Below are 19,630 nucleotides of genomic sequence, written 5' to 3' on the forward strand. Positions count from 1 at the left end.
GACCCGTCGGGCAAAACAGTGGCATTATGCCATCGTGGCCCTTCGGAAGCGGAAACGGCCATTCGCCGCAGGCGACGCGCGGAGTCCCCGCCTTCGCGATATCCAACCTCCGGGCAAACAGTGCGATAGGCGAATCGCGTGCCTGTCACTGCAATTGCCCTGTCTCACTTCAGGGGTGCAGTCCTTGGGTGTCACCGTAATTCCGGGCACGCCGAACACAGGCGATGCGGCGCCCGCAGCGCCGCATCCTGGCCTCAGCGGCGCGCGATACGCGCCGCCCGGTGAAGACGACGACCACGGGATTGTCGCAGAACGTGCCGAACGCCGGCCAGATGGCACCATCGGGATGCGTTCGTTACGGACCAGGGCAGGCGTTACGGGCCGGGCGGGTCGGACCGATGCCTGTCAAATGCCTCGCCAATCGCGAGCACGGCGGCGATCTGCTCTTCGATCGCCGCGTCCGCGTTTAAAGGCTTCAGCATCGTCACGAACTGGAGACCGGTGAAGCACCTGGCCAGCAACGCCCGCAATTCGAACCGTGGATCATCGTCCGGGTGGACGGCTCTGTCTTTCAGGGCTGACGCCAATCTTTCCCGAATGCTGTCGATTTCGTCGAATATGGGTGCGACGCTTCCGCGGATCTCTGCGATGGAATCGACCAAGCTCTTGAGCTCTGTTGGATGGTCGTGGTCGGCGAAGTACCGGGCCAAGAGGAGGAGCCGCTGCAAGTTCATCGCGAAATCGGTCAACAGCTTGAGCGCCATGTTTGCGATCAGCGTGTTGAGCTGCAGCTGACGATCCCGGAACATGTCCCGGTCGGCCCGGTTTTCCGCGGCAAATGACGGCGGGGCGGGCGGGTCCAGCGGCCGCGCGATGAACGAGGCTATCCTGGGGAGGTGACTCCAGGGGTCCTTCCCTGTCCGCCGCGTCAGCAGCTCGATTTGCTCGTCGATATCACGGCACGCGTTGAGGTCCTCCAGCAGCGCACGAAAGTAGGCTAGCGCCGGCGGGAAAAACGCGTTTGCCGCCTGGGTGAGAATGAACTCGGAATCGTTGGCCTTCACGATCGCGTCCAGGTGCTGCTCCGCGAGCTGTCGTTGCCTTGGCACGTCTGACGCCCTTTGTCTCGCGCGCTCGATGATGGCGGCGAGTGTCGGATCCTGCTCGAGGCTGGACAGGTCGGGCAGCGGCTCGGGTTCAGGCTCGAGCAGATCGGCGAGCTTGAACGTGGTCCAGCCCGGTTCGAGGCTGAGGCGCGCCAGATCGACCGGCAGGGTTTTTTCAGCGGCACGCCGCCCGAACTCCGGATAGCCCAGTCCCTGGAAGACGCGGGAGACGAATTCGGAACAGAACAGGTGGAAGGCTTCGCGACCGGCCGGCTTCGGCAGCATGAACTTCCAGTTGTAGCGCGCACCATAGTAGTACCTGGCCCCTCTGAATACGTCGTCGAGCCTGGTTCGGTCTTTCGGCCGCAGGACGAGGCCGCTCGCCATTTCGATGTTCTCCAGGAATTTCTGGAGAGACTTGATTCTCACGCCGTCCTCGGTGAGAGACTCGGCAATGAGATCCCCGCCAAGGCTGAGCGCTACGTGACTGAACGACGAGCGCGGCGTAAGCCGGACCACGGCCTGGAGGAGACGGTTGATGCGCGGCATGACCTTCTGGGGCGACGTGACGAGCAAGATGTCTCCCGGGAGCAGGATGCGCTCGTTGTCAGCGACTTGACGGTCGGACTGCACTGCTGCGCCGTCGTTTGTCATGCCAAGCCTGCCTGCATCTTGCCGAGACTTTCACGAGAGCAGCCATTCTAGTCGAGGTTGTGTCGATTTTCGGGCCAAATGGCCGCAGCGAAGCTGCGTTCGTGGCGTGCGGCGGTTCTGTTGCCGTCGGACGAAACACGCCTGAACCATCCCAAAACCAGATTGTCCGGGAGTAACGAGTAACGGTGACAGTGCACTAAACTAATTAGTGCACTGTCACCGTAACTTAGCACTGTCACCGTAACTCCACCGTAACTCTATCTCGTCTCAGATTTTCGCAACTGGCCGCCGCGCGACGAGGACGGTGTTGATGCATTGCAGCACTATTTCGCGCTTTTGATTGCGGAGGTGAATTTGATTGCGGACGATACCTCGGTCGGAGTTCGACTTCGACTCGCGTCTCTCCAGAACGGCCACATCGAGATCAAGCTCGTCTCCCGGACGCACCGGGGTCGGCAACCTGAGTTCATCCCAGCCGAGCCCGGCCAGTATCCGGAGCGAATAGGGCTGTGCTCTGGGTAGCAAGCAGATAACTATCGCAAATGTGTGGGCCCCCGAGGCTGTTAGGCCTGCGAAGACCGAACTCACTGCAGCTGCCTCATCGATGTGAAAAGGCTGCGGGTCGTACTTTTTGGCAAATTCGATGATTTCGTCCTTTGAGACGAGATACGGGCCAGCCGTACGCAATTGGCCGACCTCAGCATCTTCAAAATATAGGATGGCCATCAATGATCCCTCGCGCAGATTTGGCTAAACAGGGAGTAACCTAGCTTATCCCGCCGCTCACGTCAGCAGGTCAGCTTTTTGGCCCTTTTCGGAAGTACCGCGACTTATGACTTAGGTCCGAAATGAACGCCAAAGCGGACATCTGGCTCACGCGTTTTTCACGCGCTTGGTTCTCTTGGCGGATTCATGATTACGGTGACAGTGCACTAAACTATTCATCATCGCCGCCATCGTCCCGACTTTGAGGCTTCGGTCCTCTCTTCTCGGGCTTGAGAGCCCGCCCGGTCAGTTTCTCCAGGCGGGCCATGAAGCGGTCGCCACCGAGTGGCCGGCCGATGCTTTCCGCGGCGCGCAGCCGGTCGAACAAATCGTCGTCCGGAACCTCGCCGAGCAGATCGGCGAAGCGCGGGAAGCGATCCCTGATCGGCGCCAGCGCAGTCACTCCATCGCGCTTGCCGCGCAGATGCGCGCGCGTGCTCGCCCAGCGCCAGTCCTGCGCCCGTGCGACCAGCCGGGCGCGCACCGGGTTGAGCGACACGTAGCGCAGCGCCGCCGCGAGATGCTCCTCGTCCATCGCGACCGCGCCGAACCGGCCCTGCCAGAAATGCCCGGTGCGGCTGCGTCGCGCCTGGATCGCGCCGGCATAAGAGCGATGCACCCGCGAAAGAGCGCGGCGCAGCCCGTCGGCATCGGACGGCACCAGGATCAGATGCACGTGGTTGGGCATCAGGCACCAGGCCCACACCTCGACGCCGGCGGCTTTGCAATTCTCAGCGAGCAGGTCGCGATACAGCGCATAGTCGCCGTCCTCGAAGAACGTGCGGGCGCGGCCATTGCCGCGCTGGGTGACATGGTGGGGATGACCGGGGACGACGACGCGGGCGAGACGGGCCATGCCGCAATATGCACGCGGAAGCACGTGGAGTCAATTTAGTGCACTGTCACCGTAATTCAATTCTCAGCGAGCAGGTCGCGATACAGCGCATAGTCGCCGTCCTCGAAGAACGTGCGGGCGCGGCCATTGCCGCGCTGGGTGACATGGTGGGGATGACCGGGGACGACGACGCGGGCGAGACGGGCCATGCCGCAATATGCACGCGGAAGCACGTGGAGTCAATTTAGTGCACTGTCACCGTAATTCTCGTTTTATCGTCACGTGGAGCTTGGCAACTTCCGGCCGATTGGGCGAGCGATCAATCCGATGATGGTCGCGACTACGGAGAGCGGTGATCGAGAAGAGATGGGTTTCGCAAGGGCTCAACCCATCCTACGAAGTGACGCGAAAACCCCGCTCAGGCCGCTTTGGACACCAGCGCCTCGCTCTCGACGAGCTCCGTCCCGATCAAATAGTCGCGGCAGCCGCGCAGGCTCCGCAGCGCGCGGTTGAAGTCGATGCCGGTCGAGACCAGGGCGTGCAGCGTGGCCGGATTGCGGACGATGCCGCGCAGCACCGCGGCGAGGTCGATCTGGCCGTTCGGCTTGATCGCGGCGCGCGCCAGCGCCGGCAGCGCGCGGTGGGCGGGATCGCTGATGACGCGGACCGCGGCGAACGGCAAGCCGGCTTCAGTGGCGTAGGCAGCCGCGATGTGGCTCTCCATGTCGACGGCGGAGGCGCCGGTCTCCGAATGCAGCGCGGCCTTGGAGGACGAGCCCGTGACCACTTCCTCGGCACCGGCGAGACTGCCGCGCACGACGCGGCGGCGGCCGGAGGTGAGCTTGTCGATGAGGTCGGTGCCGAGCGACAGGCCGGCGCCCCAGCGGGCGTCGCCCGCGAGCACCTCGGTCGCCACCACGACGTCGCCGGAGCGCAGCGTCGGGTCGAGCCCGCCGGCCACGCCGAACGAGATCACGCCGCGAATGGTTTTGGGATCGACCACCGTGAGAAGCGCGCGCAACTGGGTCGGGCTGCTGGACGAGCAAATGACCGCCATCCCGGGCCCGGCCGCAATGCGGGCCTCCTGGACCAGTCCGGTCACGATCAGGATTGGCCGCCGGTCGATCGCTTGACCAGCGGTAACATAGTCCCCCGTCCCCAAAGTCACATTCCGACCCCTACCACCCTGCTGTTGGTGCTCCGCAAGTTCCGATACCGCGCCAGCGCCCACAGCGGGAAGAACTTCGCGTAACCATGATAACGTAGGTAGAACACGCGGGGGAAGCCTGTGGCGGTGTAGCGGCTCTCGTCCCACAGTCCTTTTTGGTTCTGTGTTGCAATCAGGTACTCCACCCCGCGGGCGACGGCCGGGTGATCAACCTCGCCCGCGGCCATCAGGGCAAGCAAGGCCCATGCCGTTTGCGAGGCGGTCGAGGGAGCGGCCTCCCAGCCCTTGTAATCGAGCCGGTAGCTGACGGCGTCCTCGCCCCAGCCGCCGTCCTTGTTCTGGATCGAGGCCAGCCAGTTGGCCGCCTTGCGCATCATCGGATCGTCGTGGCGGATCCCGGCCATGTTGAGGGCGCACAGCACCGACCAGGTTCCGTAGATGAAGTTCATGCCCCAGCGGCCGTACCAGGACCCCTCCGGGTGCTGGGTCTTGCGCAAATAGGCGACACCATCGGCCACGTGCTTGCTGGTCTTTTCGGTCTCGCCGAGCTGCCCCAGCATCGAGATGCAGCGCGCGGTGACGTCCTCGGTCGGCGGATCGAGCAGCGCGCCGTGGTCGGAGAACGGGATGTTGTTCAGATAGTACTCGAAATTGTTGACGTCGAAGGCGGCCCAGCCGCCGTCGTCGCTCTGCATGCCCTCGATCCACTCTCGCGCGCGGTCGATCGCGGCGTCATAGCCGGCGGTGCCGTGCTCGCGGCGCATGCGATCCATCGACATCACGACCACGGCGGTGTCGTCGAGATCGGGATAATGGGCGTTGTTGTACTGGAAGGCCCAGCCGCCCGGGCGCACGTCGGGCCGCTTCACCGCCCAATCGCCCTTGACCTCGAGCTCCTGCTTCGGGATCAGCCAGTCGAGACCTTGCTTCGCCGCCGGCACCGCCTTGTCACCGCCGGCTTCCAGCAGTGCATGGGCCGTCAGCGTCGTGTCCCAGATCGGCGAGACGCAAGGTTGGCAATAGGCCTCGTCGTCGCCGATCACCAAGAGCTTGTCGAGGCCCCGGCGCGTGGTGGCGCGCGGCGGATAATTCTCGTCCTTGCCGAGCGCGTCGTACATCATGACGATGTTGGCCATGGGCGGATAGATCGCGCCCATGCCGTCCTCGCCGTTGAGCCGCTCCTCGGTGAAGGCGAGCGCGGCATCGATCGCGCGCTGGCGCAGGCGCTTCGGAAACATCGGCTCGACGACGCGCAGGATCGTGTCGAGCGCGCGGAACAGCAGGAACCAGGCCATGCTCTGATGCGGCGCCTTCGCGGTCATGCCGATCGAACGCGGATCGCCGAGAAACAGCTCGTCGATGCCGACGCCCTTGGGATTTTTCGCACGCGGCTTCAGCGCGGCGAGCACCAGCAGCGGCACCATGGTGGTGCGCGCCCAATAGGAGATCTTGTTGATGTGGAACGGAAACCAGAACGGCAGCAGCGTGATCTCGACCGGCAGCACCGGCACCGCGCGCCAGGTCAGGACGCCGAACATCGCGAGCGTAAAGCGCGTGAAGACGTTGCTGTTGACGGCACCGCCGTGGGCGTGGATCGCCTCGCGCGCGCGCACCATGTGCGGCGCGTCGACGCTGTCGCCGATCATCTTCAGCGCGAAATAGGCCTTCACGCTGGCGCTCATGTCCAAGGGACCGTCATGCACCAGCGGCCAGCCGCCGTGGGCGCCCTGAATGCGACGCAGATAGTTGCCGATCTTGGCCTCGAGCTGCGCATCGACCGGCTCGCCGAGATGGTGACGCAACAGGATATATTCGGCCGGAATGGTGGCGTCGGCCTCGAGTTCGAACACCCAATGGCCGTCGGATTGTTGAAAGCCGAGGACGCCTTGCGTCGCCGACGCAATGCTCGATTCCAAGACCTTCGATTCCAAAGCTTCGCGGCTGGTCGCGTTCACGGAATCCATCTTGCTCGATTACTCCGACAGTTGATTGCAATGGACCGGGACAAATGCCCGTCAGGGCCGCTCTTCAGGATCCTTTTGAGTCAAGAGCCCTTTTTGAGTCAAAAGCCCTGGGCGGCCAAAACCAGATCGGCGGCGCGATCGCCGGACCGGACCGATCCCTCGATGGTTGCAGGCAATCCCGTAGCAGTCCAATCGCCTGCTAGGAACAGGTTTTTCAGCGCGGTGACCGGCCCCGGGCGCAGGGCATTCTGCGCTGGAGTAGCGGCAAAAGTGGCGCGACGCTCGCGCACGATCTGCCAGGGCGGCAGCTCGCCGGAGACACCGCCCGCCTTGCAGACGTCGCTCCAGATCGTCTGCGCGAGCTCCTCGCGCGGCACGTCGACCAGGCGGTCGCCATTGCTAATGGTCACCGAAAGCCGGTTGGGGAATGCGAACAGCCATTCGACCGTCCCGCCGATCACGCCCAGGATCGGCGCCGAGCCAGCCGGCGGTTCGATGCGGAAATGCGCGTTCACGATGGCGCGGAATTCGGTCGGCGTCTTCAACCCCGGCAACAGGCTCGCCGCCGCGCGCGGCGGCACCGCCATCACGATCACGTCGCCTGCGGCGAGCTGGATCACGTCCTCGCCGCCGAAATTCAGCGCGCCGACCTTGCCGTCGGCGCTCGCGAAGGACCGCAGCTCGTGGCCGAGCTGAACCGTGTGGCCGCGCTCAGCCAAGAACTTGAGGGCGGGCTCGATCAGCACGGCGCTGAGGCCGTCGCGCGCGATCAGCGGGCGGCAGGCGTGTCCGCCCGCAAGCAGCGTCTCGCGCACGATCGCGCCGGCAAGTCCGGCCGAACCTTCGGGCGGATCGACATTGAGCGCTGCGAGCAGCAGCGGCTGCACCAGGCGCTGATAGAGCGTGCCCTCGCAGGGAATGGACTTGCCGACCAATGTTGCTTCCGACGCCCAGATCAGCGGCGCCAGCTTGAGGTAGTCCGTCAAGCCGGTGTCGGGCACGCGGCGGCCCTCGTCGAACAGCCAGCCCGGCATGCGGCCATCGCCGAGATCGAGCTGCCAGCGCTGGCCGGTCTTGATATCGACGAAGGGGAATTGCGCGCGCTCCGGACCGACCAGGCCGGCCTCGGTGCCGATCGAGCGCGCATAGGCGCGCGCGTGGCTGTTGCCGGACAGCAGCAGATGATTGCCGTTGTCGATGGTGAGATTGGTGGCGCCGTCGAAATAGGAACGGCAGCGGCCGCCGGCCTGCTGCGTCGCCTCGTGCACGGCGACCTTGAAGCCGGCATTGGCGAGCCGAACAGCGGCAGAGAGGCCGGAAATTCCAGCGCCGATGATGTGAGCTGTGTTTTGCATCAGATGAGAGCGTAGCGGAGCAGGATCGCAAAGCGTGTGACCTTCGACACACGCACCGGCTCGCGCGGTGCGTTGAAGCCGCGCGCGATCAGGAGGTCCAGGATGGCGTGATAGTATTTCGACATGATCCGCGGCGCGCGCACCGCGCGGCGCCGGTTGCGGTTCATGATCTCGTCCGACTGCTCGAAATGCGCCTTCGCGCGCTGCGCCAGCGGCAGGCAAACCTTCGCCAGCGCGCGCTCGGCGATCACCCGGTTCGGATCATTCGACGTGATGCCGGCGTGCAACAGCGCCTCGCGCGGCAGATAGAGCCGGCCGAGGCCTGCGTCCTCGTCGATGTCGCGCAAAATGTTGGTGAGCTGGAGCGCGCGGCCGAGATGATGGGCGAGCAGGATGCCGTCCTCTTCCGGCAGGCCGAACACCCGCACCGACAGCCGCCCCACCGCGCTCGCGACCCGATCGCAATAGAGATCGAGCGTCGCCATGTCGGGCGCGCGGATGTCCTGCGGCACGTCCATCTCCATGCCGTCGACGATGGCGAGGAAATCCTCGCGCTTCAGGCCGAAGGTTTTCACGGAGCCGACGTAGTCGGCAAGACGCGGCGGAGGGTTGCCCTGGTAGAGCGCATCGATGTCGTTGCGCCAGTCCTGGAGCGCGGCGAGGCGCTCGTCGCGCGGGCCGTCGGAATCGGCGATGTCGTCGACCTGGCGGCAGAAGCTGTAGATCTGGAACATCGCCTCGCGCTGGTCGCGCGGCAGGATGCGCATCGCAGCGTAGAACGAGCTGTTCGATGCGGTCGAGCCATAATTGGCGCCGGGCGACGTCGCCTCAAGCGTCATGGGCAGTCCCCGGTCTAGAGATGGCCTTGCGGCCGAGCGCGCGGCGGCCGACTGCGCCGATCATGCCGGCGAGGCTGAAGATGAGCAGCTCAAACTTGTTCAGATGCACCCGCTCGCGCAGGGGATCACGCACCTTCAACAGGCGCACGATGCGGTCGGCGTAAGCCTGGATCACCGCGACGTCGACGCCGAGGCGGACATCCCTGATCTCGGCGCTGAGCGCCCTGCCCTCACCCAGCAGCGCTTCGTTGCGCACGGCGAGCGCCTGAAGGCAGGCCAGCATCGCCGGTGGCGACTGCGCAAGGGCGAGCTGCTCGACCGAGGCACCGCTTGCGGCCAGCGCGTCGCGCGGCAGGTAGACCCGGTTGAGCTCGCGGAAATCCTTACCGCAATCCTGGAGGTGGTTGTTGATCTGGAGGCCTGCGCAGAGCGCATCCGAGGCGGCCCAGGTCGAGGTCGCCTCACCATGGACGTCGAGCATGAAGCGGCCGACCGGCATCGCCGAATAACGGCAATAGTGGATGACCTCGTCCCAGTTCTCGTAGCGCAGCTTGGTCACGTCCATGCGGAACGCGATCAGCACGTCGAGCGCGTGACGCGGCGCCATGCCGCGTTCGGCGAGCGCGCGCCGCAGGGTGACGGCTTCAGCCTGGGTGTCGCCCTTGCCGAGCAGTTCCGCCTCGAGCAGGTCGAGGATGCGAAGCTTCTCGTCCGCCGGCAGCGTCGCGTGGTCGGCGATGTCGTCGGCAGTGCGGACGAAGTTGTAATAGGCCAGGATCAGCGCGCGATGACGCGGATGAATGATCCAGGACGCGACGGGAAAATTCTCGTCGCGGTCACCCTTGCCGGATCGCAATTCGCTCGCAGAGGTCATCGAGGGCTGGTCAACAATCGTTTGGACAGGAAGGGCTTTTTGCCCGCACGGGCTCACGCCGGCGGTGCCGCCGCGGCCCCCATATAGGGGAATACGGCCGCAAAACCAATCCTGTCTCGCGATGGTGGCCCTTCCGAATCCGACCCGAAAAGGCGGCCTTCCGGGGGCCGCCTTCGATGGGCCAGTGGCCGAGCTTACTGGTTGTGGTTCTTCAGGACCTGGTCGCAGGCCTGCGAGATCTTGGCCCGGTTCTCCTTGAGGCAGGCCAGGATTGTGAAATCGCCCGCGTCAATGACCGGACGGCAGAACTTCTGCACATCGCGGGTGCAGGCCTTCTGCTCTTCGGCCGTGCCACGGCCTGCCTGGGCGAACGCCGCGGTCGAAAGGGATGCCGACAGCAGGGTGAGAGCGACGAGAAGCTTACGCATTGTATTCCTTCATTCTGACGGCAGAATCGCACCGATCCCGGACAGCACAGGGCGGACGACGGGAACGGTTTGTTCTGATGGCAAGTTGCCGCGGAGAGAGCGGCACCGGAGAAGGCACAAGCGCTGGTAAATGCGGCCAAATTGGCGCCACGCCTACCAAATCCGGTCTTCCCTTGGTCTTCATTGGCAGATGTAAGAGGTTGATACTACGTCATAATTCGGGCAGGCCGCGTTTTGCTGGGCACCTGTTGCAGGTCTGCATCTGTCCCGGCCGCGTTTTCGGGCGGAAACATCCAGAAACGCGCGAAACCGGAGGGTGCGGGCATCGCGCGGGGCGCCGTGAACCGCCATCTCTGGCGATCCGGTGTTGAACCTGACACTGGCTCGCAGCACTAAACTTTCGATGTGGCGAGACGTCTTTTCCTGAAGAGACGTCGTTCCAAAACGGGATATTGATGATGAAATTCTTTGGGCGATCTGGACATGCGATCAAGGCGGCCGGCATTGGGGCTGCCCTGCTCTTCTCGATTTCGGCAAGCCACGCGCAGTCGTCCGGACCGTTCGCCGGTTTCGATGGCGCGTGGACCGGCACCGGCACGGTGTCTCTGTCTGATGGTTCCACCGAGCGCATCCGCTGCAAGGCCGACTACAAGGTCGCCGGCACCGGTCTCAGCCTCAAGCAGGCGCTGCACTGCGCCTCCGACAGCTACAAGTTCGACCTCACCAGCGACGTGACGAGCCAGGGCGAGCGCATTTCCGGCAATTGGAGCGAGTCCAACCGCAACATCTTCGGCAATTTGCAGGGCACCGCCGGCGGCGGCCAGATCGACGTGTTCGTCGAGGCCAACGGCTTTGCCGCCAACCTGACGCTGCGCACCAACGGCAGCAAGCAGACGGTGCAGATCTCCTCCAAGGGCGAGATCCGCGGCGTCAACATCACGATGACGAAGGGCTGATCGCCCTTCCGGATCGAAGAGGAACACGCCCCCGGTTCTCGCGAGCCGGGGGCTTTCGCTGACATGCTGCGCGGAGGCCGCCCCGCTCAGATCGCGGGCTTGTCGGGGCCCTGAAGTTTTGCGTGCAGATTGATCAGCCACATCGCGGTCGGGCGCAGGATGAAGAGGTCGGCGACGAGTGCGGCCACCATCGAGAAGGCGCTGAGCCAGCCGAACAGCCGCAGCGACGGCAGGTCGGAGAACACGGTGACGACAAGGCCGCAGGCCAGGACCACCGTGGTCAGGATCAGCGCCGGGCCGACCAGCACGGTCGCGCGCTCCACCGCGAGCGCCGAGCCCACGCCCGGCTTGCTCTCCAGCCGCAGACGGTTGAGGAAGTGGATGGTTGCGGAGAGGCCAAGGCCGAACGAGACGGTGAGCGCGACGACGCTGGCGAATTGCAACCCCTCGCCCATCGCCCACAGCACCGTTCCCGACATCACCACCGGGAAGATGCCGGGCAGGATGCAGGCAAACATCACCACCCAGGAGCGGAAGGCCAGGCCAATGAAGATCGCGACCAGCGCGAATTCGATGGTGAGACCGCGGTTCAGCTTCTCGATCATGCCGGACGAGTTGCGCGCGGCGATGGCGGCGAGGCCGGTGACGGCAACCTCGTAGCCCGGATGCTTCTTGCGGACGGCGTCGAGCTCGGTATCGAGCTTGTCGACGATCGGCAGGAGCTGGCTGGAATCCTTGTCCGGCACGCGGCCGGCCACGACCACGGCATCCTGCTCGGCGTCGATGAAGCGACGCACCAGATGCTCGGGAATGACATTGACATATTCCTTGAGCGTTGCGACGTCGTCGCTGCCGGCCTTTTCCGCCAGCCACCGGCGCAGCGTCTCCAGCGACCAGACATTGCCGACGCCGGCCGCCTTCTCCACGGTCGCATGCACGTCCGCGATGGTGTGCAGCGTCTCCGGCGAGTAGAGCGTTTCGCCCTTGGGGAACTGGATCAGGACATTGACCGGATTTGCGCCGGTCAGCTTGGCGTCCAGCCGGTCGCTGGCGGCGACGGCCTGGCGCTTGTCGGGCACCTGGTCGGCGAGCCGGTAGCGCGGCTCCAGATTGGCGTAGATCACGCCGAGGCTGGCGACGAACAGCAGCGCGATCAGGCTGAACAGGCCGGGCCGGCCGACCATGCGCACCGCAATCCAATAGCAGAAATTGCGCAGCGCCTGCACGCCGGCGTCCGCGCTCTGGAACTTGACCGCGAAGACCTTCTCGTTGCGCACGAACAGCACGCCGAACACCGGCACCAGCGACAGCACCGTGACGAGCGCGATGATGGTCGCGGCGAGGCCGGCCTCGCCGAATTTGCGGATCAGGTCGGAATCGGAGAACTGGAGCGCGATGAAGGAAATGCCGGCGGTGCCGTGCGTCAGCACGCAGGCCGGCCCCACCACCAGCACCGCGTTCTTGAACGCGGTGAACTTGTCCTGGCCCGCGATCAGCCGGTCTCTTGCAGCAAAGGTCAGCTGCATCGAGTCCGAGAAGGAGATCACCATGATGAGCGGCGTCATCACGTTGAGGAACATGTTGAGATTGAAATTGGCCCAGCCAAGCGCACCGAGCGCGATCAGGATCGCGATCATCGGCGGGAACGCCGCCACCACCATGAAGGAGATTTTCCGGAAGAAGACGATGGCGATGATGCAGCCGGCGAGAATGCCGAGGATGTTGTAGGTGAGGCCGTCGCGCTCGACCGCGTTGCGGATCTCGAGCTGCATCACCGGCACGCCGGAGAGCTGCACGCTGAGCCCGGTGTCGCCAAGATCTTCCTTCATCAGCGCGCGGATGTCGCCGACGGTCTTGGTGAGCCTGCTGGAGGCGACCACCTCCGGATCGAGCGAGAGCACGATCAGCGCAAGCGTGCCGTCCTCAGATATCAGCTTGCCGCGGATGATCTCGTTGTTCTTGACGGTCTCGATGAACTGGTCATAGGCCGCGCCCTCGGGCAGTTCGGCGGGAAACAGCGCGGCCGGCAGCTTGCCCGGCGCTGGCGCCTGGCGCGCGGAGAACAACGAGACCAGACCGCGCGTGCCTTCGACCAGCTGCAAATCGGTGACGAAGTCGCGCAGCTTCTCGAGGTTGTTGCGGGCCAAAAGGGTCTTGCCCTCGACCACGACCAGGACGTCGAACTCCTCGGCCGGGAATTTCTTCGTCACCGCTTCATATTGGCGGAATTCCGGCGTGTTGGAGCGGAACAGCTGCGACAGCGAATCGTCGATCTTGATCCGCTCGATGCCGAACACGGCGGCGACGATCAGCGCAACCAGGATGATGCAGGAGACGATCGGCGCGCGGACGGCGATCAGCCCGATGCGCTCCAGCCCGAAGGCAATGGAGGACGCAGGCCCCTGCTCGACCTTGTCGACATGAACCTCATTCTCGCGGTGCTTTTCGAGCATGCCTTGTCCAGTTCCTAAATCGGCTCGGTCAATGAGCTTGTTGCGCCCCGCGAACGGCTTGAAAACGCCATACCAATGGGAGGCTTGCCCTTTGAAAATGCGCGGAAAATCGCCGGCAGCGGTTTAGCAGGTGAACGGGCCTTTTCGCAAGCATGCGTGAGGTGGCCAAATCGATCAAGATGCAGCGATTTTGCCGGAATGCCCGTCATTCCGGCAAGGCCGTGCCAATTCGACGCGGCGCGCGGTCGGCGCTCTCGTCCTTGAGCGCCACGCCGGTGACTTCTCGCGCCAGCCCCTCGCGGACCAGCCAGGCGATCTTGAAGGCGGCCTCGTCATAGCTCAACCCGGCGTGGTGGATATTCGACACGCAGTTGCGCTCGGCATCGGTGCGGCCGGGCTTGGGCGCGAAGGTCAGATAGGCGCCGAGGCTGTCGGGCGCTGATAGCCCCGGCCGTTCGCCGATCAGCATCGCGACCATGTGGGCGCCGAGAATGGCGCCGATCTCGTCACCGAGCGCGACGCGCGCGCCTGAGGCGATGATGACTGGGCCGATCGCGACAGCTTCCCCGTTCGCGAGGAGCCGCAGCAGGCTCTTCACCAGCGCGACAGCGTGCACGTGGACCGCCGCCGCCGACAATCCGTCGCCGATGACGAGCGCAAGCTGGCACGGCCCGGTGGCGCCGTGCGCCAGGGCCTCGGCCGAGCCGGCATCGAGCTGTCGCCCGAGATCCGGCCGGCGCAGATAGTCCCTGCGATCGGCGGCGCGGCTGCTCACCTCGGTCACGGCAAGGCCGAGCGCGTCGAGCTCGGCGGCCAGACGCGGCGCCTCGAAAGCGGCATGCACGGCGTCGCGGGCGCGGGCGTGGTCCAGCGTGAAATCGAGCAGCGGCTTTGTCGGCAGGCTTGCGCCGCTGCGCCCGAGCGCAACGCGCGCAGGCGTGAACGACCGCAGGTCGAGGATCGGACGCGCTGGAACGGACTTGTCGCTCATTCGGCCGGAACGGCGGCCTCGCGCAGCCGGATCGAATAGTTCGAGGCGTTCTGCTTGCCGCTGGTGGCTGCGCGCGCAAAGGTGATGAGGTGATGCGCGATCATGCTGCAGCCGATCAGGCCTTCGATGTCGCCATGCCGGATCCGCCCAAGCGCAAACTTCCAGAACACGCGCCTGTAATTGCCGAGCACGCCGACCTTCCAGAAGATGTTCCTCATCATGATGAGGCCGCGCCTGATGTTGGCCCAGGTCTTCATCTCGTCCGGCACCGGCATCTTGAGACGGTGGGGATAAACCTCGTCGCATTGATACTGGAAGCGGGCGTAGACCTTCTCGGGCTCGTAGGCGACGCTCATGGCGTGCTTCCAGGACGCGACGACGTCGTCATAGGGCAGCAGGAAATTGACGTTGGAATCGCGGCCTTCGTCATCGACCAGTCGCCCCTCCTTCTCGAGCCGGTCCCACAGCGGCGTCTTCGGCAGCGCCTGAAGCAGGTTGATGGTCAATAGCGGAATCCGGGACTCCTCTACGAAGGCCAGCAGCCCCTCCGCCGTATTTGGCTTGTCGGTGTCGAGCCCCATGATGATGCCCGACACCACCTCCATGCCGTAGGAGTTGATGGTGCGCACGCCCTCGAGAATCGGGACCATCATGTTGTGGTCCTTGTGCATTGCCTTCAGCGCGTCGGGATCGGGCGTCTCGATGCCGCAGAAGATGGTGATGAAATAGGCGTCGCGCATCTTCTTGAGGATCTCGGGACGCTTGGCGATGTTGAGCGTCGCCTCGCAGGCGAGCCGCATCACATAGCCGGTCTTCTTTTGCCATTCGATGAGGTGCGGCAGGAGATCCATCGCGGCCTTGCGGTTGCCGATAAAATTGTCATCGACGAAGTAGACCGTGTCGGTCATGCCGCATTCGCGCAGACGGTTGAGCTCCGCGATGATCTGCTCGGGTGACTTGATGCGCGGGTTGCGGCCATAGAGGCCGGGGATGTCGCAGAACTCGCACTCATACGGACAGCCGCTGGAATACTGGATGCTGCCGAGGAAGTATTTCTTTACGTCCACAAGCTCGTAGGCCGGAATCGGAAACTCCGTCATCGGCACGCGGTCCTTGGTGGTCAGCACCACCTGGCTCTTGGGACGCGAAGTGTCGCGCGACAATATCTCGAGCAGCTGGTTGGTGGCGTCACCGAGCTCGCCGACGTGGAGATAGTCGAACGAGGGATAATAATCCGGACACGCGCTGACCGAAGGCCCGCCGAGCGCGACCGGCAGGTCGAACTCATGGGCGCGGCGGCAAATGTCGTTCATCTGCTGGCGCTGGATGTGCATGCCGCTGACGAACACGACCTCCGCCCATTCGAACTCGTCCCTGGTTGTGCTTCGGAGGTTCTCGTCGACGAACTTGACCTGCCATTCCTTGGGCAGATAGGCCGCAAGCAGCAGCAGGCCCTGCGGCGGCATGAAGGCGCGGACGCCGTCGGTCAGCGGATAGGAATATTCGAAAGTGCCGAACGACGATGTGTAACGCGGGAAGACGCAGAGGATATGCCGGATCGTTCCGTTGCTTGCAGCGCGCATCGAACTTCCCCCAACCAACGTTCTACGAACGGTACTGACGAGGTCACCAGACACATAACGTAACGCTGTGACCGGATTTCCTCAATATCGTGATGGCGAACTAATTCGTGAGACGCACCAATGGTTTCCCCGGTTCACGCCGGCGGGAAGAAGTTTTTGCGGGCGTTTTACACGCGCTGGGCCTCAGGCGATCAGCCGGGAGGCAAAATCGGGCAACAGGCCTGCATCACCGGCAAGCCGGAAATCGGCGCTGGCAATGCCGGTTTGCGCCAGCCAGTCGTCGAACTCCGGCGCGCGGGCCGCACCGAAGACGTCGCGGACATAGAGCGCGTCGTGGAAGGAGGTCGACTGGTAGTTCAACATGACGTCGTCGGCGCCCGGCACCCCCATGATGAAGGTGACGCCAGCCGCCGCCAGCAGCGTCAGGAGATTGTCCATGTCGTCCTGGTCCGCTTCGGCATGGTTGGTGTAGCAGATATCGACGCCCAGCGGCAGGCCGAGCAGCTTGCCGCAGAAATGATCCTCGAGCCCCGCCCGGATGATCTCCTTGCCGTCGTAGAGATATTCCGGACCGATGAAGCCGACCACGCTGTTGACCAGCAAAGGCGCATAGGCGCGGGCGACCGCATAGGCGCGGGCCTCGCAGGTCTGCTGGTCGACACCGTGATGGGCGTTGGCCGACAGCGCCGAGCCCTGGCCGGTCTCGAAATACATCACGTTCTCGCCGACCGTGCCGCGCTGCTGCGACAGGCCGGCCGCCCGCGCCTCCTTCAGCAGCGCGAGGTCGATGCCGAAACTGCGATTGGCGGCCTCGGTGCCCGCGACCGACTGGAACACGAGATCGACCGGCACGCCCTGCCCGATCAGCGACAGCGACGTCGTGACATGAGTCAGAACGCAGCCTTGCGTCGGGATCTTCAGCCGCGCGATGATCTCGTCCAAGAGCCGCAGCAATTGCGCGATCACGGCCGGATCGTCGCTCGCCGGATTGATGCCGATGCAGGCATCGCCCGCCCCTAACAGGAGGCCGTCGAGGATCGAGGCGGTGATGCCTTTGGCGTCGTCAAACGGATGGTTGGGCTGGAGCCGCGTGCTCATCCGTCCCTTCAGGCCGATGGTGTTGCGGAAAGCGGTGGTGACCTGGCATTTCCGCGCGGCCAGAATCAGGTCCTGATTGCGCATCAGCTTCGAGACGGCGGCTGCCATCTCCGGGGTGATGCCGCGCGCCAGCTTGCGCAAGACGTCCGATGTCGCGGCGTCCGACAGCAGCCAGTCGCGGAAGGCGCCGACCGTCAGTGACGCCACCGGTGCAAACGCCTTGGCATCGTGGCTGTCGATGACGAGGCGGGTGACCTCGTCGGCCTCGTAGGGGATGACTGCTTCCTGCAGGAACTGCCCGAGCGGGACGTCGGCGAGCGCCATCCGGGCCGCGATCATCTGCTCGGCGCTCCCGGCGGCAATCCCGGCCAGCCGGTCGCCGGAGCGCGGCGGCGTCGCCTTGGCGAGGAGGTCGCGCAGATCGGGGAAGGTGTAGGTCGTGGCGTCGATGGTGTGGCGATAGACCAAAGGCCTCTCCGGGGTTCGTCGGCCAATGGCCGATCGATCATGGCGTCAGGGAATACGCGCTTGGCGGCCTCCGTGCACGCCGATGTTTGGGGCACTCCGGGCGATGCCCGGGGCGCCTTGCCGGAAACCGATAGGATTTACCCCAAATCACTGGGATGGCTTATCTTTCCTGCGGCTGATCGGGCACACCCTGGACGGGCGCGTTAACGCCGCGTCCATCTTCATTCTGCATAGTTTTGCAACAATTTTACAGGACCGCGCGCTACAGGCCGCTCCCGGCCATTCGGGCCCGAACACCATGACATCAGACCGACCTGGGAATGCCGCCGCTCTGGCTGGCCGCTTCTCGCTTGCGACCAAGCTCTACGCGATCTTCGCGCTGTTTGCGCTGCTCACCGCCGCAATTGCGATGCTGTCCGACTACAACAGCCGCCGCGGCGCCGAGCTGACCGTCGCGATCGAGACGGCGAATGCGGCAGCGCTCAACGTCGAGCGCGTCAACTCGCTGGTCTATGCCGTGGTAATGGAATCCCGCGGCGTCTACATGTCGACCGACCCCGCCGCCGCGAAGAAATTCGGCGACGGCCTGCTCAAGTTCAACACGCAGATCCTCGACGTCGTGAAGCGCTGGGAGACCATCGTCAAGTCCGACGATGCCGAGCAGTTCGCGACTTTCAAGAAGCGCATCGAGCAGTTCGTCGACTTCCGTAAAGAGCTGGTGCGCCGCGCCAACGAGATCAGCCCGGCTGCGGGCCGCGAATGGGGCGACAACGACGCCAACCGCGCGGTGCGCTCGGCGCTGAACAAGGACCTCGAGGCGCTGTCCAAGGTCTATGCCGAGCGCGCCAGGCAAATCGCGGAGCAGACCGAGACCAACCGCACGCTGTCCTTCGTGCTGACCTGCCTCGGCGGCGTGGCGCTCGCGCTCGTCGTCATCGGCATCGTCATCATTGCCCGCTCGATCGCCCGGCCGCTTGCCGCGATCACCGCGACCATCGAGCAGGTCGCCGACGGTGCCGAGAATGTCGTGGTGCCGCACTCCGGCCGCGCCGACGAGATCGGCGCGCTCGCCCGCGCCATCCAGGTGTTCCAGGACGCGATGGGCCGCAACCGCAACCTCGCCTCGCAGGTCTCGCAGGATTCGGCCGCACGCGAGCAGCGCGCGCAACACATCGAACAGTCCGTCGAAGCGTTTCGCGAAGCGATCGGCGCGATCATGCGCGGCCTCAGCGACAACGCCGCCGTCATGCGCGAGACCGCGCAGACCATCACCCGCGTTACCGCGGATGCCAACAGCCGCGCCGGCACGGCGGCGAACGCCACCGAACAGGCCTCGCACAATGTCACGGCGGTGGCAGGCGCGGCCGAAGAACTGTCGGCCTCAGTGGAAGAGATCGGCCGCCAGGTGCGTCAGAGCGCAGGCGCAGTCGAGCAGACCGGCCAGCGCACCGAGAAGTCGATCGCCGAGATCGAAAGCCTTGCCGCCGCCACGCAACGCATCGACGGCGTGCTGACCCTGATCCAGACCATCGCCGAGCAGACCAATCTGCTCGCGCTCAACGCCACCATCGAGGCCGCGCGCGCGGGTGAAGCCGGTCGCGGCTTTGCCGTCGTCGCCCACGAGGTGAAGGCGCTTGCCGGGCAGACCGCGAAGGCGACCGCCGAGATCAGCGAGAACGTCGCCTTGATCCAGGCGTCCACCCGCAACGCGGTCGACGCCGTGCGCGAGATCGGCGGCGCGGTGCGCGAGATCAACGAGGTTACCTCGGCCATTGCCGGCGCGGTCGGTCAGCAGGATCAGGCCACGCGCGAGATCTCGTCCAACGCGCAATCGGCAGCCCAGGGCAACGAGACGCTGGTCGCCAACATCACTTCGCTCCGCGACGCGATCGGCGAGACCGATACCGCGGCATCCTCCGTGTTGACGGCCGCGAGCGGCCTGACGGCGACGGCCGAGACGCTGTCACGCGAGGTGGAGACGTTCTTCCAGAACCTGCGATCAGGCGCGGATGGACGCGCCGCCAAGGTCGCGTGAGAGCGGCTCTCGCAAGAAGCGCGAAATCAACCCCATGCACAGTAGGCGGTGACAGCCT

General features: G+C 64.7%; 16 protein-coding genes. 2 read left to right on the forward strand and 14 right to left on the reverse strand.

Features of this window, described 5'->3' with window-relative positions; genetic code table 11:
- Positions 1 to 374: 374 nt before the first annotated feature.
- The 10 genes from IC761_RS24390 to IC761_RS24435 all read right to left on the reverse strand — a co-directional run bounded on the left by IC761_RS24390 (position 375) and on the right by IC761_RS24435 (position 9,988).
- Entirely contained in the window at positions 375 to 1,682 is a 1,308-nt protein-coding gene (locus IC761_RS24390) for a C40 family peptidase (RefSeq protein WP_195799200.1), read from the reverse strand.
- Positions 1,683 to 2,027: 345 nt separating this feature from the next.
- Positions 2,028 to 2,486, reverse strand: coding sequence for a MaoC/PaaZ C-terminal domain-containing protein (locus tag IC761_RS24395; RefSeq protein ID WP_195799202.1), 459 nt, complete (start codon positions 2,484 to 2,486; stop codon positions 2,028 to 2,030).
- 211 nt (positions 2,487 to 2,697) lie between these two features.
- Entirely contained in the window at positions 2,698 to 3,381 is a 684-nt protein-coding gene (locus tag IC761_RS24400; protein WP_195799204.1) for a transposase, read from the reverse strand.
- Between the two features lie 56 nt (positions 3,382 to 3,437).
- Positions 3,438 to 3,569, reverse strand: a complete 132-nt coding sequence (locus IC761_RS36100; RefSeq protein WP_283814446.1) for a hypothetical protein — start codon at positions 3,567 to 3,569, stop codon at positions 3,438 to 3,440.
- A gap of 209 nt (positions 3,570 to 3,778) precedes the next feature.
- Entirely contained in the window at positions 3,779 to 4,528 is a 750-nt protein-coding gene (locus tag IC761_RS24410) for a phosphorylase (RefSeq protein WP_195799206.1), read from the reverse strand.
- Positions 4,525 to 6,492 carry a squalene--hopene cyclase gene (gene shc, locus IC761_RS24415; RefSeq protein WP_195799207.1) on the reverse strand — a complete coding sequence of 656 codons (1,968 nt, stop codon included), beginning with the start codon at positions 6,490 to 6,492 and terminating at the stop codon, positions 4,525 to 4,527. The genes IC761_RS24410 and shc overlap by 4 nt, the downstream gene beginning before the upstream one ends.
- Before the next feature lie 98 nt (positions 6,493 to 6,590).
- Positions 6,591 to 7,847, reverse strand: coding sequence for a hydroxysqualene dehydroxylase HpnE (hpnE, locus tag IC761_RS24420; protein WP_195799210.1), 1,257 nt, complete (start codon positions 7,845 to 7,847; stop codon positions 6,591 to 6,593).
- Positions 7,847 to 8,686: a presqualene diphosphate synthase HpnD gene (gene hpnD, locus IC761_RS24425; RefSeq protein ID WP_195799211.1), complete on the reverse strand. Its 840-nt coding sequence runs from the start codon at positions 8,684 to 8,686 to the stop codon at positions 7,847 to 7,849. The genes hpnE and hpnD overlap by 1 nt, the downstream gene beginning before the upstream one ends.
- The gene (gene hpnC / locus IC761_RS24430) at positions 8,676 to 9,560 is read right to left on the reverse strand and encodes a squalene synthase HpnC (protein ID WP_195799213.1); all 885 of its coding nucleotides are present in this window, start codon (positions 9,558 to 9,560) and stop codon (positions 8,676 to 8,678) included. The genes hpnD and hpnC overlap by 11 nt, the downstream gene beginning before the upstream one ends.
- A 194-nt stretch (positions 9,561 to 9,754) precedes the next feature.
- Positions 9,755 to 9,988 carry a hypothetical protein gene (locus tag IC761_RS24435; protein WP_195799215.1) on the reverse strand — a complete coding sequence of 78 codons (234 nt, stop codon included), beginning with the start codon at positions 9,986 to 9,988 and terminating at the stop codon, positions 9,755 to 9,757.
- A gap of 458 nt (positions 9,989 to 10,446) precedes the next feature.
- On the opposite strand from IC761_RS24435, the gene IC761_RS24440 reads away from it, so the two are divergent.
- Positions 10,447 to 10,944 (forward strand): hypothetical protein, encoded by a 498-nt coding sequence (locus IC761_RS24440; RefSeq protein WP_195804763.1) that lies wholly within the window; start codon positions 10,447 to 10,449, stop codon positions 10,942 to 10,944.
- A gap of 86 nt (positions 10,945 to 11,030) precedes the next feature.
- Here IC761_RS24440 and IC761_RS24445 read toward each other — a convergent pair whose 3' ends face one another.
- The 4 genes from IC761_RS24445 to IC761_RS24460 form a co-directional block, all read right to left on the reverse strand.
- Entirely contained in the window at positions 11,031 to 13,397 is a 2,367-nt protein-coding gene (locus IC761_RS24445) for an efflux RND transporter permease subunit (protein WP_195799216.1), read from the reverse strand.
- Between the two features lie 205 nt (positions 13,398 to 13,602).
- Positions 13,603 to 14,388, reverse strand: a complete 786-nt coding sequence (gene eutC / locus IC761_RS24450) for an ethanolamine ammonia-lyase subunit EutC (RefSeq protein ID WP_195799217.1) — start codon at positions 14,386 to 14,388, stop codon at positions 13,603 to 13,605.
- Positions 14,385 to 15,971, reverse strand: a complete 1,587-nt coding sequence (locus tag IC761_RS24455) for a B12-binding domain-containing radical SAM protein (protein WP_195799218.1) — start codon at positions 15,969 to 15,971, stop codon at positions 14,385 to 14,387. The genes eutC and IC761_RS24455 overlap by 4 nt, the downstream gene beginning before the upstream one ends.
- Positions 15,972 to 16,154: 183 nt before the next feature.
- Positions 16,155 to 17,537 (reverse strand): ethanolamine ammonia-lyase subunit EutB, encoded by a 1,383-nt coding sequence (locus IC761_RS24460; RefSeq protein WP_195799219.1) that lies wholly within the window; start codon positions 17,535 to 17,537, stop codon positions 16,155 to 16,157.
- Between the two features lie 298 nt (positions 17,538 to 17,835).
- Here IC761_RS24460 and IC761_RS24465 point away from each other — a divergent pair, with 298 nt between their 5' ends.
- On the forward strand, positions 17,836 to 19,572 hold the full coding sequence (locus IC761_RS24465) for a methyl-accepting chemotaxis protein (RefSeq protein WP_195799220.1): 1,737 nt from the start codon (positions 17,836 to 17,838) through the stop codon (positions 19,570 to 19,572).
- Positions 19,573 to 19,630 lie beyond the last annotated feature (58 nt).

It is taken from the genome of Bradyrhizobium commune (genome assembly GCF_015624505.1).
GTDB classification, from domain to species: Bacteria; Pseudomonadota; Alphaproteobacteria; order Rhizobiales; family Xanthobacteraceae; genus Bradyrhizobium; species Bradyrhizobium commune.